The sequence below is a fragment of the Shewanella donghaensis genome, assembly GCF_007567505.1.
Lineage (GTDB): Bacteria > Pseudomonadota > Gammaproteobacteria > Enterobacterales > Shewanellaceae > Shewanella > Shewanella donghaensis.
The window spans coordinates 2,002,523-2,018,783 of the sequence record NZ_CP041783.1 but is presented as its reverse complement, the minus strand read 5'-3'; the positions used below and the strand labels follow the sequence as shown (position 1 = coordinate 2,018,783).

Genomic DNA, 16,261 nt, shown 5'->3' with positions numbered 1-16,261 from the left:
ATGATGACAAAATTAAGTTGGAGATGTTTATGAGTACCTTTATCGCAGCCTTTGTAGTGTTGTTATTATTCTTTTTATTGATGTCAGTCGGCTATATCGTTAAGCGTAAAGCTGTAGAAGGTAGCTGTGGTGGATTAGGCGTTTTGGGCATTGAGAAAGCCTGTGATTGTGATGATCCTTGCGACAAGCGTAAACGCAGAATGGCTGAAGCTGAACGAGAAGCAAAGCTAAATCAAAACCGCATTATTTAGCTCAGGCTTGGTTACGTAAATTATCTGCGTTAATCAGTTAGTTTAGTCGCCTCGAACCAGTATTAAGCCCACTTCAAGTGGGCTTTTTTGCAGCCGATACAAAATTTACAAAACTAATTTAAGTTAACATCTACAGACATTATTGGGACCTATGTCACCTTGGTATAATTGGTGCTATAGCTAGAGGCGTGATTCTATTAGGAAATCTCCCCGTGACTTTAAAGCTAAGCTAGATAATAACCTAAGTTATAATGATAATGGTTATCAATACTAAGCTTATGATATTAAAGGGAATTTGTTTTTAGGCTCTACATGTACTATTCTATTGGAAATTGATCCAGATCAATCTAGCATCTTAAGGACAAAATCATGAAAGGCCATCCAAAAGTTATTAGTCAGCTTAATCGCGTACTGACATGTGAGCTCACTGCCATTAACCAATATTTCTTGCACGCGCGTATGTTTAAGCATTGGGGTTTAGAAAATCTTAATGAAAAAGAATACAAAAAATCTATTCAAGATATGAAGCATGCTGACAAGTTAATTGAACGCGTTTTATTTTTGGAAGGTTTACCTAACCTTCAGCAACTCGACAAGCTACGTATTGGTGAGCATTGTGAGGAAATGCTGGATTGTGATGAGCAAGCCGTCGTTGAGCAATTAGCTATTTTACGTGATTCAATCAAGCTATGTGAAGCTGAGCGTGACTATGTGACTCGTGATTTATTAGAAGACTTACTCGAAGATGAAGAAGAGCATCTTGATTGGATCGAATCTCAAAAAGAACTGATTAACCAAACCGGTATTCAGAACTACCTTCAATCACAAATTAAAGATTAATAGGAAGCCAAAATGAAAGGTAATCCAGAAGTTATTGCAGCTTTAAATGCATTATTAACCGGTGAGTTGTCAGCAATGGATCAATACTTTGTGCATGCACACATGTACGAAGATTGGGGATTTGATGAGCTTTATACGCGTATCTTACATGAGTCAGATGACGAGAAAGCCCACGCAGCCAAATTAGTACAACGTATTTTATTTTTAGAAGGTACACCTGACGTAGCAAGCCGTGAAGCACTTAACATCGGTAAAGATGTTGAAGAAATGCTGAAAAACGATTTGAACTACGAATATCAGGTAGCTGATCATTTACGTGAAGTCATTGCCTTGTGTGAAGCAAAAGGTGATTTCCAATCCCGTGAAATTTTAGAAGTATTGCTAGATGATACCGAGTCAGATCATATGTACTGGCTAGAAAAACAAATTCGATTAATTGATCGCGTTGGTTTACAGAATTACCTACAGACTAAAATGTAAAAGTCTGTAGTGTGATTATAAAGCCCAGCTCATGCTGGGCTTTTTTGTATCATTTTTAAGCGCTGTCGGCTGCTAGTGATTACTTTTGTAGCATTAACCACAACTTTCATACCACACTGTTTATTTATACAGTGTTAAGTGTACAGTCCATTATTAATTCGCTATTATTGACTTTATTATGTTCTTACTTTGGTCTGGTATAACTACTCACTATGGCAAACACACTTCGTAAAATCATTCACATTGATATGGACTGCTATTTTGCAGCAGTCGAGATGCGTGATTTTCCTGAATTACGGGGCAAACCCATTGCTGTGGGTGGTAGAAGTGACCGTCGAGGGGTGATCAGTACCTGCAGTTACGAAGCGCGGCAATTTGGTGTTCGCTCTGCCATGTCGAGTTATCATGCCTTAAAGCTCTGTCCTGATTTAATTTTAGTCCCAGGACGAATGGATGTTTATAAGTCTGTATCAGTGCAAATTCGTGAGATTTTCCACCGCTATACTGATTTGGTTGAGCCTTTATCACTGGACGAAGCTTACCTTGATGTTACTGATTGCGATGAATGTAAGGGTAGCGCCACTCTGATAGCGGAAGCTATTCGTGCTGAAATTTTCCAAGTGACTGGATTGACCGCTTCAGCAGGCGTTGCACCGATAAAGTTTCTCGCCAAAATCGCCTCCGATTTAAATAAACCTAATGGCCAATATGTGATTACACCCGATGAGATCACAGCATTCGTTAATCCATTGGCATTAAAAAAAATACCTGGGGTGGGTAAAGTCACCTCTGCTAAGTTATCAGCGCTTGGACTTGAAACTTGTGATGATGTTCAGCGGTATCCTAGTGATAAATTGATTGCAGCGTTCGGCAAGTTTGGCCGAGTATTAATTGAGCGTTCACAGGGCATTGACCCTCGGCAAATCAGTCCAAACAGAGTAAGGAAATCAGTGGGCGTTGAAACCACATTGGCGCAGGATATTTATAGCTTAGAGCAATGTAATAATGTTATGCCGCAACTCATTCAAGAGCTGATTACTCGGGTACACCGAAGTGCGAAAGACCGACAAATACATAAACAAGTGGTCAAGCTTAAGTTTAATGATTTTAAGCAAACAACGATTGAACATCGCAGTGATGAAATTTCGATTAACTTGTTTCAGACATTGTTAACTCAAGCATTAGAGCGAGCCAACGAGCGAGGGATTAGGTTAATTGGTGTCAGTGTTGGTTTGGCTGATAATAGTCTGTCTGAAGTGTTACCAGATGATAATAATGAGCAGTTAGATTTACAGTTTTAATTAGAAACTTATATATACAAAAAGGCTGCCTTATCTTATATCAAGAATAGGGCAGCCTTTTTATTAAACTCGCTTAGTACTAGCAAAGTAAAACTTAACTTTGAAGATTAACCTTTTGCTGGAATACGCTCTAATACCGCAAGCAGTAGTTCCCAGTATTGACCAACAGTGGTGATATTAACCTTCTCATCAGGGCTATGTGGGTAACGAATGGTTGGACCAATTGAAACCATATCCATTGTTGGGTAAGGCTCTTTGAATAAACCACACTCAAGACCTGCATGAATGACCATGATGGTTGGGTCTTTCTTGTATATGTCATTGTAAGTATCACGAACAATTGCCATTACTGGTGAACTGTTATCAGGCTTCCAACCAGGGTATGCACCTGATAAGTCGATACTCGCGCCAGAAAGGTTTGCCAATGCCGTTAATTGAGTCTCAATTTGAACACGGCCAGAATCAATCAACGAACGAATAAGACATAGCACTTCAACTGATTCGTTTTCAGTATTGATAACACCCAGATTAAGTGAGGTTTCAGTCACGCCTTCAACTTCATCGCTCATACGAATGACACCGTTAGGGCAGACATGCAATAAATCAACTAAGGTATTTTGCGCCTCTTCATCCATCACTTTTTCTGGCGTATCAATTGCCGCAAGTGTGAGTAACATATCAGGATCTGCAATCGCTAGCTCTTCACGAACGGTAGCTTGATATTCAGCAATCGCTAGTTCAAGCTTGGCTTTATTTTCGCTCGGTAGCATGAAGCTGATATTGGCTTCACGAGGAATCGCGTTACGTAGTGAACCACCAGTAAAGCTGACTAACTCTAGTGCTAGTTCATCTGCGTAACTGAAAAGGAAGCGAGCTAACAATTTGTTGGCATTACCGCGACCTAAGTGGATATTTACGCCTGAGTGGCCGCCTTTTAATCCCGCAAGGGTCAAACTAAAGCTGGCATTACTTTGTTCTGGAGCCTGCCAAGACATAGGGACGCTAAGCTGTGCATCAACACCGCCAGCACAACCCATGTAAATTTCACCTTCTTGTTCTGAATCTGTATTGATCAGAATCTCAGCTTCTAGCATGCCTGCTTCTAAGCCAAATGCGCCAGTCATACCAGCTTCTTCATCAATAGTCAGCAATACTTCCAAAGGGCCATGTTTGATATCATCAGAAGCAAGTACGGCTAATGCTGATGCCATGCCTATACCGTTATCTGAACCTAGCGTAGTGCCATTAGCTTTAACCCAGTCGCCATCGACATAAGCTTCGATAGGGTCTTTTTCAAAATCATGCACTTTGTCGGCATTTTTTTGGGGAACCATATCGATGTGTGCTTGTAATACTACTGTTTTAAGGTGTTCTTTACCTGGGAAAGCAGGTTTTTTGATGATCAGGTTACCGACTTTATCTTCGACGACCTGTAGGTTTTTTGATTTAGCCCATTGCTGAATGTGTTCGCTAAGTGCCTGCTCAAATTTTGATGGATGCGGAATAGCACAAATTTGTTCGAACCATTGCCATAATGGCTGAGGGTATAATGTATTAATAGCTGTCACGAAGACTCCCTGAGTTATTTTTGAGGTGGGAATAGATGTATACAGTTTACCATACTGCAGTTAATAGAGAGTGAATTGCTCATGGTTGAATGTGTGCTCTGAATCAATTTTATGTAAATAAATATTAACTGTCTGGTTAACGTAAATTTATATACTTTCAGGGTGATTAATGTCTATTATTTATCTTCTAACGCCTGAACATCACTGATAAAAACTAAAATAACGATAAGGAAGACGCATGTTCCAAGTGAATGTAATAGATGTACAAAATGACCAAGCTATTTTTGAAGGCAACGGCTGGGATGCTGTGGTTGTGGTGACAACGGATCTAGCCGCAATAGCGCAAGACGAAATTAAACTTCTCGCAAATCATGCGAAACAAATAGATCAGCGCATTGGTAAAACTGCCACCTTATTATTGGCACCTGGTTTATCCGGCGGGCGATTAATTATTGCTCCGGTTGTTAACGCTGAAAACGAATATAGCGATGTCAGTGTCTTTGCAAAAGCGGCAAGGGAAGGGATTGTCATTGCAAAGGCCGCTGGCGCAGTTAAACCATTACTAGTTGTTGATACCAGTAAAGATAAGCGTTATCAGTTTGCTCAACAGGTTGCCGCTTTAGCTTGCGGGCAAGAATTATGGCAATCACTCGAATTACGTGAAGCAACAGATATCTCTCCGGCCTTCAGGGCTATTGGTTTATTAGGTTCAGATAAATGCAGTGAGCTGCTTAATGCAGTTGAAACGGGCAAAGTACTTGCTAGAGATTTATGTGGAACAGAACCTGAAAGAATGGCGGCGCCAGCTTTTGCTGATTATTGTGTCGATGCTTTTGAAGGTAGTGGTTTAGCCGTTAGTGTCGTTGAAGAACGAGAAGAATTAGAAAGAGACTATCCACTATTATGTGCAGTTGGCCGCGCTTCGTTCGAGGTGACAAGACATCAGCCTAGAGTGGTTAAGCTTGAATATGCCGCTAAAGGCACTATTGAGAAAACATTCTTCTTTGCGGGTAAAGGCGTTATTTACGATACCGGTGGTGCTGATATTAAAGTTGCCGGTGGTATGGCTGGCATGAGTCGTGATAAAGGTGGTGCAGCAGCCGTTGCAGGATTAATGAAAACCTTATCTATTTTAAAACCTAAAGGTATCAGAGTCGTCGCGGAGTTGGGATTAGTACGAAACAGTATCGGCAGTGATGCTTTTGTTCCTGATGAAATTATTACTAGTCACGCAGGCGTGCGAGTCAGAATTGGTAATACCGATGCTGAAGGGCGCTTAGTCTTAGCTGATTTATTGTCACATTTACGTATTCAGGCGAAAACAGCCATTAAACCGCAGTTATTTTCAGTGGCGACCTTAACGGGTCATGTGGTGCGATGTTATGGCGGATATACCGCAGTAGTTGAAAACAAAGTTGCCCGTGATGTTGGCGTAGGGGTGAAGTTAGCTGCTATTGCCGATCAATGGGGAGAAGCGATTGAATTGTCGACGTTACGAAAAGATGACTTTGCTAAGGTTGAGAATGTTTCTGGTCAGGGCGAGTTATTATCATCAAATAATGGACCGTCAGCTATTACAGCTAGAGGACATCAATACCCTGCAGCATTCTTGATCAATGCAGCAGGCTTAGATCAGCACGGATCAAACGCGCAGACACCATTACCGTTTGCACATATCGATATTGCAGGAAGTGCCGTTGAAGGTCATCCTTTATACGGTAAACCTACAGCATCTCCATTGGTAACTTTATTACATAACTTGATTAATGGGTAAATGGTAGGTTAAAAAACAATCTAACACTATATGTAGTGGCTTTATCCTTTATTGGGTAAAGCTACTTGTTTTATTAAGTCATAAAAATGTAATAATGTTTCTTTATTAGGCTGATTTTGAAAAAGATCAAATAAATACTTGTAATAAACTTACAGTTTGGTATTATCTATCTCGTTGAAGAGCAACACTGCTTTTCAATTCTAGTTCATCCAGGATGGATACCGTCTCCAAGGAATCGAGTGATAAGTTGTCTCAATGGATTGAGTAAAAGTTAGTTCCAAGGAACCGAGCCCAGCAAGACTAGGTTTATTAACAACTTAATTTGGAGCAATACTATGTCTTACACAGGTTATTACACAATTTACGGACAGAACACTTGGTTAAACCCTGAAGTTTTGTCTAATGGCTTTTATGCCATGTCGTTTAAGGGCTAACCCTCCTTAAACTTTGCTTTACCGTATCAACCCTTTTTTCTGTCGCCCTTGGGCGTCTTTAGACAATCAGTAAATTAGTTCTCTATTGCTAGTTTACTTTTAAGTTTTTCACTTAATTGTGAAGCAGTTTTCCTCTCCCCATACTGGAAAACTTTTTAACTTGTCTGCCTACTCTTTTGAGTAGGCATTTTTTTTGCCTAAAATTCATGAAATAGTTTGTTATCATTACTTTAAATTGTCTTGCTAGCGAATATGAGTGTTTATCGTTGGAATATGGCTAAAAGCCATATATATACCTATAATCCCATTCACTTAAAAGTCATCTTAATTAGCTTTATTGCCTAATGTAGATGAATAAATTTTATTCCATTCCCTTTTTCAAGGATTTAGGTTTCATGTTAGAGAAACTGTTCAAACTCAAAGAAAATCAATCAAGTTTAAAACAAGAAGTTGTCGCAGGTCTCACCACCTTTCTAACTATGGCTTATATCATTTTTGTAAACCCAATGATGTTAGCCGATGCTGGAATGGACCCAGGTGCAGTGTTTGTTGCAACGTGTTTGGCTGCCGCTATTGGGTGTTTAGTCATGGGTTTTGTTGCTAACTATCCGATTGCACTTGCACCAGGTATGGGGCTCAATGCGTTTTTTACTTACACGGTTGTGGGTGAAATGGGTTATAGCTGGGAAACGGCGCTAGGTGCTGTGTTCATGTCCGGTGTTTGTTTCTTAATTTTGTCATTAATTAAAATTAGAGAATGGATAGTTAATAGTATTCCCATGAGCTTACGACTGGGTATTGCTGCGGGTATCGGTTTATTTCTCGCATTTATTGGCCTGAAAAGTGCGGGTATTGTAGTTGCTAGCCCAGCAACATTAGTCACCATGGGTGATATTACTTCATTTTCAGCAGTGATGGCTGCAGTTGGCTTTTTTCTGATAATTGCCATGGTGCAACGTGGGCTTAAAGCTGCTGTTATGTTGAGTATTTTTATTGTCACTGGCATCGCGTTGTTATTTGGTGAAGTGAGCTATAACGGTATTATGTCGATGCCACCTTCTATAGCACCTACCTTCATGAAAATGGATTTATCGGGTGTGCTTGAAATAAGTATGATTTCGGTTATTTTTGCTTTCTTATTTGTTGATTTGTTCGATACATCTGGGACATTAGTTGCAGTGGCTCAGCGCGGTGGATTCTTAGATGAAGAAGGTAAGCTTCCTCGTGTTAAGCGTGCATTAAGTGCAGACAGTTTGGCGACCATTGCAGGGGCTACTTTAGGCACCTCAACTACAACTAGTTATATTGAAAGTACGGCAGGTGTGAGTGCGGGGGGACGAACTGGTTTAACGGCTGTAGTCGTCGGTTTATTGTTTATAGCCGCGTTATTTTTTGCGCCACTTGCTGGTATGGTACCCGCTTATGCTACCAGCGGCGCATTATTTTATGTGGCCATATTAATGATGTCAGGTTTAGTGAATGTTGAGTGGGAGGACTTAACTGAAGCTGCACCGGTTGTGATTGTTTGTTTACTCATGCCTCTGACTTTTTCAATCGCAAATGCTATTGGTTTTGGCTTTATCTCATATGCGGTTATTAAACTGTTAACGGGGCGATTTAAAGATTTAAACCTCGGTATATTATTTATTGCGGCGCTCTTTTTAGCTAAGTTTATTTACGGTTAACCGTAAGAATTATAAGGTTATAATCTGGTGTTTTTTTATTAATGAAGAAAAATAAGAAAACGCTAGGTTTGTTAATTTTGTTAAGGATTGTGCATTGCTCAGTCCTTTTTAATGCGATTTAACAAGTGAATTTAGATTAATTCTGCTTAATTATTGCCATAACTATGACATAACTATGAATTATTCTCTGAATTAGGTATAAAATATTTTTTAAATATTCAGGGTTGATAAAAGTAGTCATGACTTACCAGCGGGTAGTAATAAAATTAGGGACCAGTGTATTGACATCGGGCAGCAATAAACTCGATAAAGCACACATGGTAGAACTGGCAAGGCAAATGTCTCAGTTAGTTCGTTCAGGAATTGAAGTTGTTTTATGTACATCTGGCGCTATCGCCGCAGGTCGTGAGCACCTGCAATATCCAGGACTTCCCGATACAGTTCCCAATAAACAGTTATTAGCCGCAGTTGGTCAAAGTCAGTTAATCCTCGCATGGACAGAAATATTCAGTATTTATGGTTTGCATGTTGGTCAATTATTATTAACCGGTGCCGATTTACATGATCATGAACGTTATTTGAATGCACGAGATACACTTAATGCATTGTTAGATAATAATATTATTCCAATTATTAATGAAAATGACGCTGTCGCCACTAATGAAATCAAAGTGGGTGATAATGATAATTTATCGGCGAGAGCTGCGTTATTATGTGAAGCTGATTTATTAGTCTTATTAACCGATCAAATCGGACTGTTTGATGCCGACCCTCGCAGTAATCCTGATGCAAAGTTAATCTCTTCAGTAGTAAAAATTGATGACAAGTTACGATTACTTGCTGGTGGCGCAGGCTCTGGCCTTGGTACCGGCGGTATGGCGACGAAATTAGAAGCTGCAGATGTAGCTCGTCGTTCAGGTATTGAAGTCGTCATTGCGTCAGGTCACTTCCCTAATGTGGTGTCTAAAATCGTCAATAAAGAATCAATTGGAACCCATTTTAGTGCAATCAAAAATCCGTTGGGAAATCGAAAACAATGGATTTTAGCTGGCCCTGCAACTGAAGGTTGTTTGGTTTTAGATAATGGCGCATGCAGTGCGTTAGCTGAAGATGGTGCCAGTTTATTATCTAAAGGCATTCTGGAAGTTGAAGGCCAATTTGAACGCGGGGCGATATTACTTATTGCCGATGAATCAGGCCATGTTTTTGCCAAGGGGATCAGCCGATATTGTTCTCGCGCATTAGCCATTATCGCTGGTAAGCATTCAAATGAAATAGAAACATTACTTGGCTATGATTACGGTGTAGAAACGATACATCGTGATGACATGGTGGTACTTGATGGTGAACACAACAAAGGAAAACAGCATGTCACACGAGCAATATCTAACATCGCTAGGCAAACAAGCTAAAGCAGCCAGTTTCGTCCTGGCTAACTTATCTAGCCCAAAAAAGACGGCTTTACTTCGTTGTATTAGCGAACAATTAACATTAAATGCCGATGCAATTTTATCAGCAAATGGTAAAGATGTTGCAGCAGCAAAAGATAATGGCTTAACAGATGCCATGATTGACAGACTCTTGCTTGATGCTGATCGCTTAGCAGGCATTATCGCCGATATCGACAATGTCATTAACCTTGCCGATCCGGTTGGAACAGAATCTGCGAGTCAGTTGTTGGATAACGGCTTACGTTTAACGCAACGGAAAGTGCCACTCGGTGTCGTCGGTGTTATATATGAAGCACGTCCTAATGTGACTGTTGATATTGCTGTACTCGCATTGAAAACAGGTAATGCAGTTATTCTTCGCGGTGGCAAAGAAACACTGACTTCGAATAAGGTGTTGAGTGAAGTGATCCGTGGTGCCTTAACATTGCAGGGTTTACCTGAAGATTCAGTGCAGTTGATTGACTCAACAGATCGCGCGCTCGTTGCAGGCTTATTGCGCCTTGACCAATACGTCGACATGATTATTCCCCGCGGTGGCCAAACCTTACAACGTTTATGTGCTGAGACTGCAAGCATTCCAGTTATTTTGGGTGGCATTGGTATTTGTCATTTATATCTTGATAAATCAGCTGATTTATCTCGCAGTGCTGAAGTGATTATTAATGCCAAAGTTCAGCGTCCAACAGTATGTAATGCTCTGGATACCTTATTGGTTCATGAATCTGTTGCTGCAGAATTCTTACCGCAATTATTTAATCAAATGTCTGCTTTAGGTGTGAGTTTTTATACTTGTGATAAAACAAAACAGTTATTTGCAGGAAGTCAGTTTGATATCCATCCCGCAACAGATGAAACCTATAGCACTGAGTGGTTGTCATTAACACTTGGGGTTAAGGTTGTGACTGATATTGATGAAGCAATCAGCCATATTCGTCAGCATTCTAGTGGGCATTCTGAAGCGATTTTATCTGATGATATTAACGCAACGACTCACTTTATGAATCAAGTCGACTCAGCAGCTGTATATGTTAATGCAAGCACTCGCTTTACTGATGGTTCACAATTTGGTTTAGGTGCTGAAGTAGCTGTTAGTACTCAAAAGCTACACGCTCGCGGTCCAATGGCATTGGATGCTTTAACGACTTATAAGTGGTTAGCGACAGGTGACTACACTGCACGTAGCTAAAGTGGTCAATGTCCATTGTTAACCATTTTGGTATGCAGTAGGTTTAATATGAAAAGCACTTCGGTGCTTTTTTGTTTTTAGTGGATGGTGAATGCTATTGATACTTAAAACGTTTTGATTAGGCTGGTACAAACACTGAGCGCTGAATATAGTAAAATTAATTATTGAGTATAAATCAGATGGCTTGGCATCGCAGGGACCGATAAACGTACATAGGTGGTATAACACCAAATAGCGAAACAACTTAACGTCATTATGATGCTCATTATTCTAGTGGCCTGAACATATTCCATAATTAACGGAAAGTATTTTTTCTGGATTCGATTAGTAAAATATACCGCGGGAAAAACAAATATACAGATGTACATGGCAGGAAACTGTGTTGAAGTGTCACCGTATAGATATTCATAAAACATAATAAGCGCGGTGATAGTTAGACTATAAACACGAATTTTTTGTTCAGTCGTATCAGCAAAATTCCATCTAGGCATTCCCATTGCCATACCCCTCCATACTAACCTTTCTCACTATTAAATATTATGATTAACATATTATTAACAATAAATAGGGTCGCTGACAACTAACTTCATCTGCTCATATTAAGTTTACAGTTGTTCGCTAGGTGTATTATTGCTGAATTCTAGCCAATTTCGCTTTTCAAACAGCAAATACTTACACCCTTTGCTCATATATTTGGACTGATTAGCAACCCGCGTTTAGTTCACTAGCTAGAGGGCTGAGATGATTTTTTGCCAAGTATAAAGGGGGCTAATGTCTTTGCAATTTTTGGCAATAATTTTTGAATAATTAATCCGGTTAAAATAAAACACAGTCCTATATAAGTGGCACTAGTTATGTGTTCTTTTAAAATAATAGCAATAAAGCCAACCGACATGACAGGCGTTAAAAATACCAAGGTCGTTATATTAGATGTTTTTTGGGTGGTTTTAAGTGCCATAAGCCACAACACAAACGTCACTCCCATTTCAAATAATCCTACGTACATTCCAGCAGCAATCGCTTGCCAGCTGACAGTATCAATTGGCTGGTCAATAAGCATTGCGATAGTGACAAAAGGCAAACCAATTAAAAAACTCAACAATAAGCTGACAATAGGGTCGCCAGTATCCTTGGTATTAATGACCCAATATAAGCACCAAATAACAGTGCTACTTAAAATGAAAGTTATTCCTTTAGGGCTATCGAAGTTAAATGCCGTTAAATTGCCCCCTGTCGCAATGATATAAACCCCGCTATAGGCAATAAGGGCTGCCACTACATCGACTTTTGTAAGCTTATGCCCTAGTAGTGGCACCGCAAGAATGGGTAACAAAATCGCCCAGGTGTAATTAAGTGATAAAGCTTGCTGAGCCGGAAGCAGATCATAAGCTTCAAATAGCACGAAATAATATAAAAAAGGATTGAGTATGCCTGTCAAAAGGTAAAAGCCTGGACGGGCTTTGAATTGCTCTATGATCAATGAATGCTTGTTATTAAATATCACAATTATTGATAACGCCAGAATTGAGGTAGTTACCGCAACAAATACTAATTGTAGAGGGGTGAAATAACTTAGCGCTATCTTAAAAGCGGTGGCGACAGTTGACCAAAGTAACACGGCAAATAAACCGTATAGATAGGCGAGGGTATTTTTAGACAATGTCGTTCCTATTAATCTCAAGTAAGCGCTAAAATTGGCATTTGATGCGTATTACGCGAGATTGTATACAGTATGCAAATTGACTGCACTTACTTTTTCACTTAAAGATGTTTTTAATACTTAAGATATTTTTAATAATTTTTTTGATCTCCCCTTGTATTTTTGATCGCTGTCCCAATATATGCAGTAAGGCTGATATGAGAGGCAAAAAATTAGGACTTGAAAAATCAAATCCTGACCCCATATCAACAAACATAAACAATTTAAGTTACATTAAAATTATATTTTTCGGAGATCCTCATGGGCAAAATTATTGGTATTGACTTAGGCACAACTAACTCTTGTGTGGCTGTCCTTGATGGCGGTACAGCTCGCGTAATCGAGAATGCTGAAGGCGAACGTACAACTGCATCTATTATCGCTTATACAGATGATGAAACATTAGTAGGTTCACCTGCTAAACGCCAAGCTGTTACAAACCCAACAAATACATTTTTCGCTATTAAGCGTTTAATCGGTCGTCGCTTTAAAGATGACGAAGTTCAACGTGATGTTGACATCATGCCTTTTAAAATCATTGGTACTGACAATGGTGATGCATGGGTTGAAGCTCATGGTAAGAAAATGGCACCACCACAAGTATCTGCTGAAATCTTGAAAAAGATGAAGAAAACAGCTGAAGATTTCTTGGGTGAAGAAGTGACTGAAGCGGTTATTACTGTTCCTGCTTACTTTAATGATTCACAACGTCAAGCAACTAAAGATGCTGGTCGTATTGCTGGTCTTGATGTTAAACGTATCATCAACGAACCAACTGCTGCTGCACTTGCTTACGGTATCGATAAGAAACAAGGCGACAACGTTGTTGCTGTATACGATTTAGGTGGTGGTACTTTCGATATCTCTATCATTGAAATCGATAGCAACGATGGTGACCAAACTTTCGAAGTATTGGCAACTAACGGTGATACTCATTTAGGTGGTGAAGATTTTGATAACCGTCTAATCAACTATTTAGCTGATGAGTTCAAAAAAGATCAAGGTCTAGACTTACGTAAAGACCCGCTAGCAATGCAACGTGTTAAAGAAGCTGCAGAAAAAGCGAAAATTGAACTTTCAAGCACAACACAAACTGAAGTTAACCTTCCTTACATCACTGCTGATGCAACAGGTCCTAAGCATTTAGTGGTTAAAATTACTCGTGCTAAGTTAGAGTCTTTAGTTGACGACTTAATCCAACGTACTTTAGAGCCGCTAAAAGTTGCTCTAGCAGATGCTGATTTATCAGTTTCTGATATTAACGAAGTGATTTTAGTCGGCGGTCAAACGCGTATGCCTAAAGTACAGGCTGCAGTAACTGATTTCTTCGGTAAAGAACCACGTAAAGACGTTAACCCTGATGAAGCAGTAGCCGTTGGCGCAGCAATTCAAGCGGGCGTACTTTCTGGTGATGTTAAAGACGTATTGCTACTAGACGTTACACCACTATCATTTGGTATTGAAACCATGGGTAGCGTAATGACTAAGCTTATCGAGAAGAACACCACTATCCCGACTAAAGCGAGCCAAACGTTCTCAACTGCTGAAGATAACCAAAGTGCAGTAACTATTCATGTACTTCAAGGTGAGCGTAAGCAAGCTACTTACAATAAGTCTCTAGGTCAATTCAACCTTGAAGGGATTGAGCCTGCTCCACGTGGTCAACCGCAAGTTGAAGTATCTTTCGACATCGATGCTGATGGTATTTTGAAAGTATCAGCGACTGATAAGAAAACCGGTAAAGCACAAAACATTACTATTAAAGCTAACTCTGGTCTAAGTGACGAAGAAGTAGAGCAAATGGTACGTGATGCTGAAGCTCATGCTGAAGAAGATGCTAAATTCGAAGAGCTAGTGACTGCGCGTAACCAAGCTGATGGCATGGTTCACGCAACTAAGAAGCAAATCGAAGAAGCGGGCGAAGACTTACCAGCTGAAGATAAAGAGAAAATTGAAGCAGCAATGGCTGAAGTTGATACCGCGAGTAAAGGTAACGACAAAGAAGCTATTGATACAGCGACTCAAGCATTAATGGAAGCATCTGCTAAGTTAATGGAAATCGCTCAAGCGAAAGCACAAGCGCAGCAAGGTGAAGCTCCAGCACAAGATGCTCAAGAAGCTAAGCCTGAAGATGACGTTGTTGATGCTGAGTTTGAAGAAGTAAAAGACGACAAAAAGTAAGCTAAATTAATTAGTTAACTTTCAGGCGGGCGTTGAGAGAAATCTCTAACGCCCGTTCGTACAATACCTGCTTGAGAAAACTGAGATTATGTCAAAGCGAGATTATTACGAAGTTCTAAGTGTCGGACGCGATGCCAGTGAACGAGAAATCAAAAAAGCCTATAAACGTCTAGCGATGAAGTTTCATCCGGATCGTAACCCTGGCGATAAAGAAGCTGAAGTTAACTTTAAAGAAGCTAAAGAAGCTTACGAAATCCTAACTGACGCGAATAAGAAAGCAGCCTATGACCAATTTGGTCATGCTGGTGTTGATCCTAATCGTGGCGGCGGTCAAGGTGGCGGCGGTGATTTCGGTGATATTTTTGGCGACGTGTTTGGTGATATCTTTGGCGGCGGTCGTCGTGGCGGCGGACAACGTCAAGCCGCTCGTGGTAGTGACTTACGTTATAACCTTGAGCTATCACTTGAAGAAGCGGTTCGTGGTCTTACAAAAGAATTACGTATTCCTACGCTAGCATCATGTGATAGTTGTGATGGTAGTGGTGCTAATAAAGGTTCTTCAGCAACCACTTGTGGCACTTGTCATGGCCAAGGCCAAGTACAAATGCGCCAAGGATTCTTTGCTGTTCAACAAGCTTGTCCAACATGTCATGGCCGCGGCAAGATCATTAAAGATCCTTGTAAGAAGTGTCATGGTGAAGGTCGTGTTGAAAAGAGTAAAACCTTATCAGTTAAAATACCTGCTGGTGTTGATACTGGCGATCGCGTTCGCTTATCGGGTGAAGGTGAAGCGGGTGAGTTTGGTGCACCTCCAGGTGATTTATATGTACAAGTCAGTGTTCGGGAACATAATATTTTTGTTCGTGACGGCAACAACTTGTACTGCGAAGTGCCAATTTCATTCAGTAAAGCTGCTTTAGGTGGCGAGATTGAAGTACCAACACTTGATGGTAAAGTGAATTTAAAAATACCTGCAGAAAGCCAAACTGGTCGTATGTTCCGCTTGCGCGGTAAAGGTGTTAAATCTGTTCGCAGTCATGCCGTTGGTGACTTACTCTGTAAGGTAGTCATGGAAACGCCTGTTAAACTTAACGAGAAGCAAAAAGAGCTACTGCGTGAGTTTGAAGCGACATTAACGGGTGAATCAAAGAAGCACAGCCCTAAAGCTGAAGGATTTTTTGATGGCGTAAAAAAGTTTTTTCACGATTTAAATAGCTAAACTTAGTCATTAAAATCTTGTAGAACGAGGAGGCTGATTACTGAAAAGTAATTAGCCTTTTTTATTGGTGCAGTATGTTGAGCAAGTAAAGCTTCAATTAAATAACAATGTAATCTAACTAATCGATCTGCGTTTAAGACAATCGTAATAGTCTAAGGTAGACTGCTTCTATTGCTTATTTGGATAACTATT

General features: G+C 40.1%; 13 protein-coding genes. 10 read left to right on the top strand and 3 right to left on the bottom strand.

The window, feature by feature from the left end; all coding sequences use genetic code 11:
- The first annotated feature begins 29 nt into the window (after window positions 1-29).
- The 4 genes from nqrM to dinB all read left to right on the top strand — a co-directional run bounded on the left by nqrM (window position 30) and on the right by dinB (window position 2,872).
- Entirely contained in the window at window positions 30-251 is a 222-nt protein-coding gene (nqrM, locus tag FPK91_RS08640; RefSeq protein WP_076542875.1) for a (Na+)-NQR maturation NqrM, read from the top strand.
- 369 nt (window positions 252-620) lie between these two features.
- Window positions 621-1,091: a bacterioferritin gene (gene bfr / locus FPK91_RS08635; RefSeq protein WP_144210490.1), complete on the top strand. Its 471-nt coding sequence runs from the start codon at window positions 621-623 to the stop codon at window positions 1,089-1,091.
- 12 nt (window positions 1,092-1,103) lie between these two features.
- Window positions 1,104-1,571 (top strand): bacterioferritin, encoded by a 468-nt coding sequence (gene bfr, locus FPK91_RS08630; RefSeq protein WP_144210488.1) that lies wholly within the window; start codon window positions 1,104-1,106, stop codon window positions 1,569-1,571.
- 212 nt (window positions 1,572-1,783) lie between these two features.
- Complete coding sequence (gene dinB / locus FPK91_RS08625; protein WP_144210486.1) at window positions 1,784-2,872, top strand: DNA polymerase IV; 1,089 nt, start codon at window positions 1,784-1,786, stop codon at window positions 2,870-2,872.
- Window positions 2,873-2,979: 107 nt separating this feature from the next.
- Here dinB and FPK91_RS08620 read toward each other — a convergent pair whose 3' ends face one another.
- Window positions 2,980-4,440, bottom strand: coding sequence for an aminoacyl-histidine dipeptidase (locus tag FPK91_RS08620; protein WP_144210484.1), 1,461 nt, complete (start codon window positions 4,438-4,440; stop codon window positions 2,980-2,982).
- A gap of 238 nt (window positions 4,441-4,678) precedes the next feature.
- Between FPK91_RS08620 and FPK91_RS08615 the strand changes: the two genes are divergently transcribed.
- The 4 genes from FPK91_RS08615 (at window position 4,679) to FPK91_RS08600 (ending at window position 10,970) form a co-directional block, all read left to right on the top strand.
- A complete protein-coding gene (locus tag FPK91_RS08615) occupies window positions 4,679-6,214 on the top strand; it encodes a M17 family metallopeptidase (RefSeq protein WP_144210482.1) in 1,536 nt (511 codons plus the stop codon).
- 829 nt (window positions 6,215-7,043) lie between these two features.
- The gene (locus FPK91_RS08610; protein ID WP_144210480.1) at window positions 7,044-8,333 is read left to right on the top strand and encodes an NCS2 family permease; all 1,290 of its coding nucleotides are present in this window, start codon (window positions 7,044-7,046) and stop codon (window positions 8,331-8,333) included.
- Between the two features lie 239 nt (window positions 8,334-8,572).
- Window positions 8,573-9,745: a glutamate 5-kinase gene (gene proB, locus FPK91_RS08605; protein ID WP_144214273.1), complete on the top strand. Its 1,173-nt coding sequence runs from the start codon at window positions 8,573-8,575 to the stop codon at window positions 9,743-9,745.
- Complete coding sequence (locus FPK91_RS08600; protein WP_144210478.1) at window positions 9,702-10,970, top strand: glutamate-5-semialdehyde dehydrogenase; 1,269 nt, start codon at window positions 9,702-9,704, stop codon at window positions 10,968-10,970. Before proB ends, FPK91_RS08600 begins: the two co-directional genes overlap by 44 nt.
- 161 nt (window positions 10,971-11,131) lie before the next feature.
- Here the strand turns inward: FPK91_RS08600 and FPK91_RS08595 are convergent, their stop codons facing one another.
- Together FPK91_RS08595 and FPK91_RS08590 are read right to left on the bottom strand one after the other, a co-directional pair.
- Window positions 11,132-11,461: a hypothetical protein gene (locus FPK91_RS08595; RefSeq protein WP_227006719.1), complete on the bottom strand. Its 330-nt coding sequence runs from the start codon at window positions 11,459-11,461 to the stop codon at window positions 11,132-11,134.
- Window positions 11,462-11,694: 233 nt separating this feature from the next.
- Window positions 11,695-12,630, bottom strand: a complete 936-nt coding sequence (locus FPK91_RS08590; protein ID WP_144210476.1) for a DMT family transporter — start codon at window positions 12,628-12,630, stop codon at window positions 11,695-11,697.
- A gap of 300 nt (window positions 12,631-12,930) precedes the next feature.
- On the opposite strand from FPK91_RS08590, the gene dnaK reads away from it, so the two are divergent.
- The gene (dnaK, locus tag FPK91_RS08585; RefSeq protein ID WP_144210474.1) at window positions 12,931-14,850 is read left to right on the top strand and encodes a molecular chaperone DnaK; all 1,920 of its coding nucleotides are present in this window, start codon (window positions 12,931-12,933) and stop codon (window positions 14,848-14,850) included.
- Between the two features lie 88 nt (window positions 14,851-14,938).
- On the top strand, window positions 14,939-16,069 hold the full coding sequence (gene dnaJ, locus FPK91_RS08580) for a molecular chaperone DnaJ (protein WP_076542822.1): 1,131 nt from the start codon (window positions 14,939-14,941) through the stop codon (window positions 16,067-16,069).
- The last annotated feature ends 192 nt before the right edge of the window (window positions 16,070-16,261 follow it).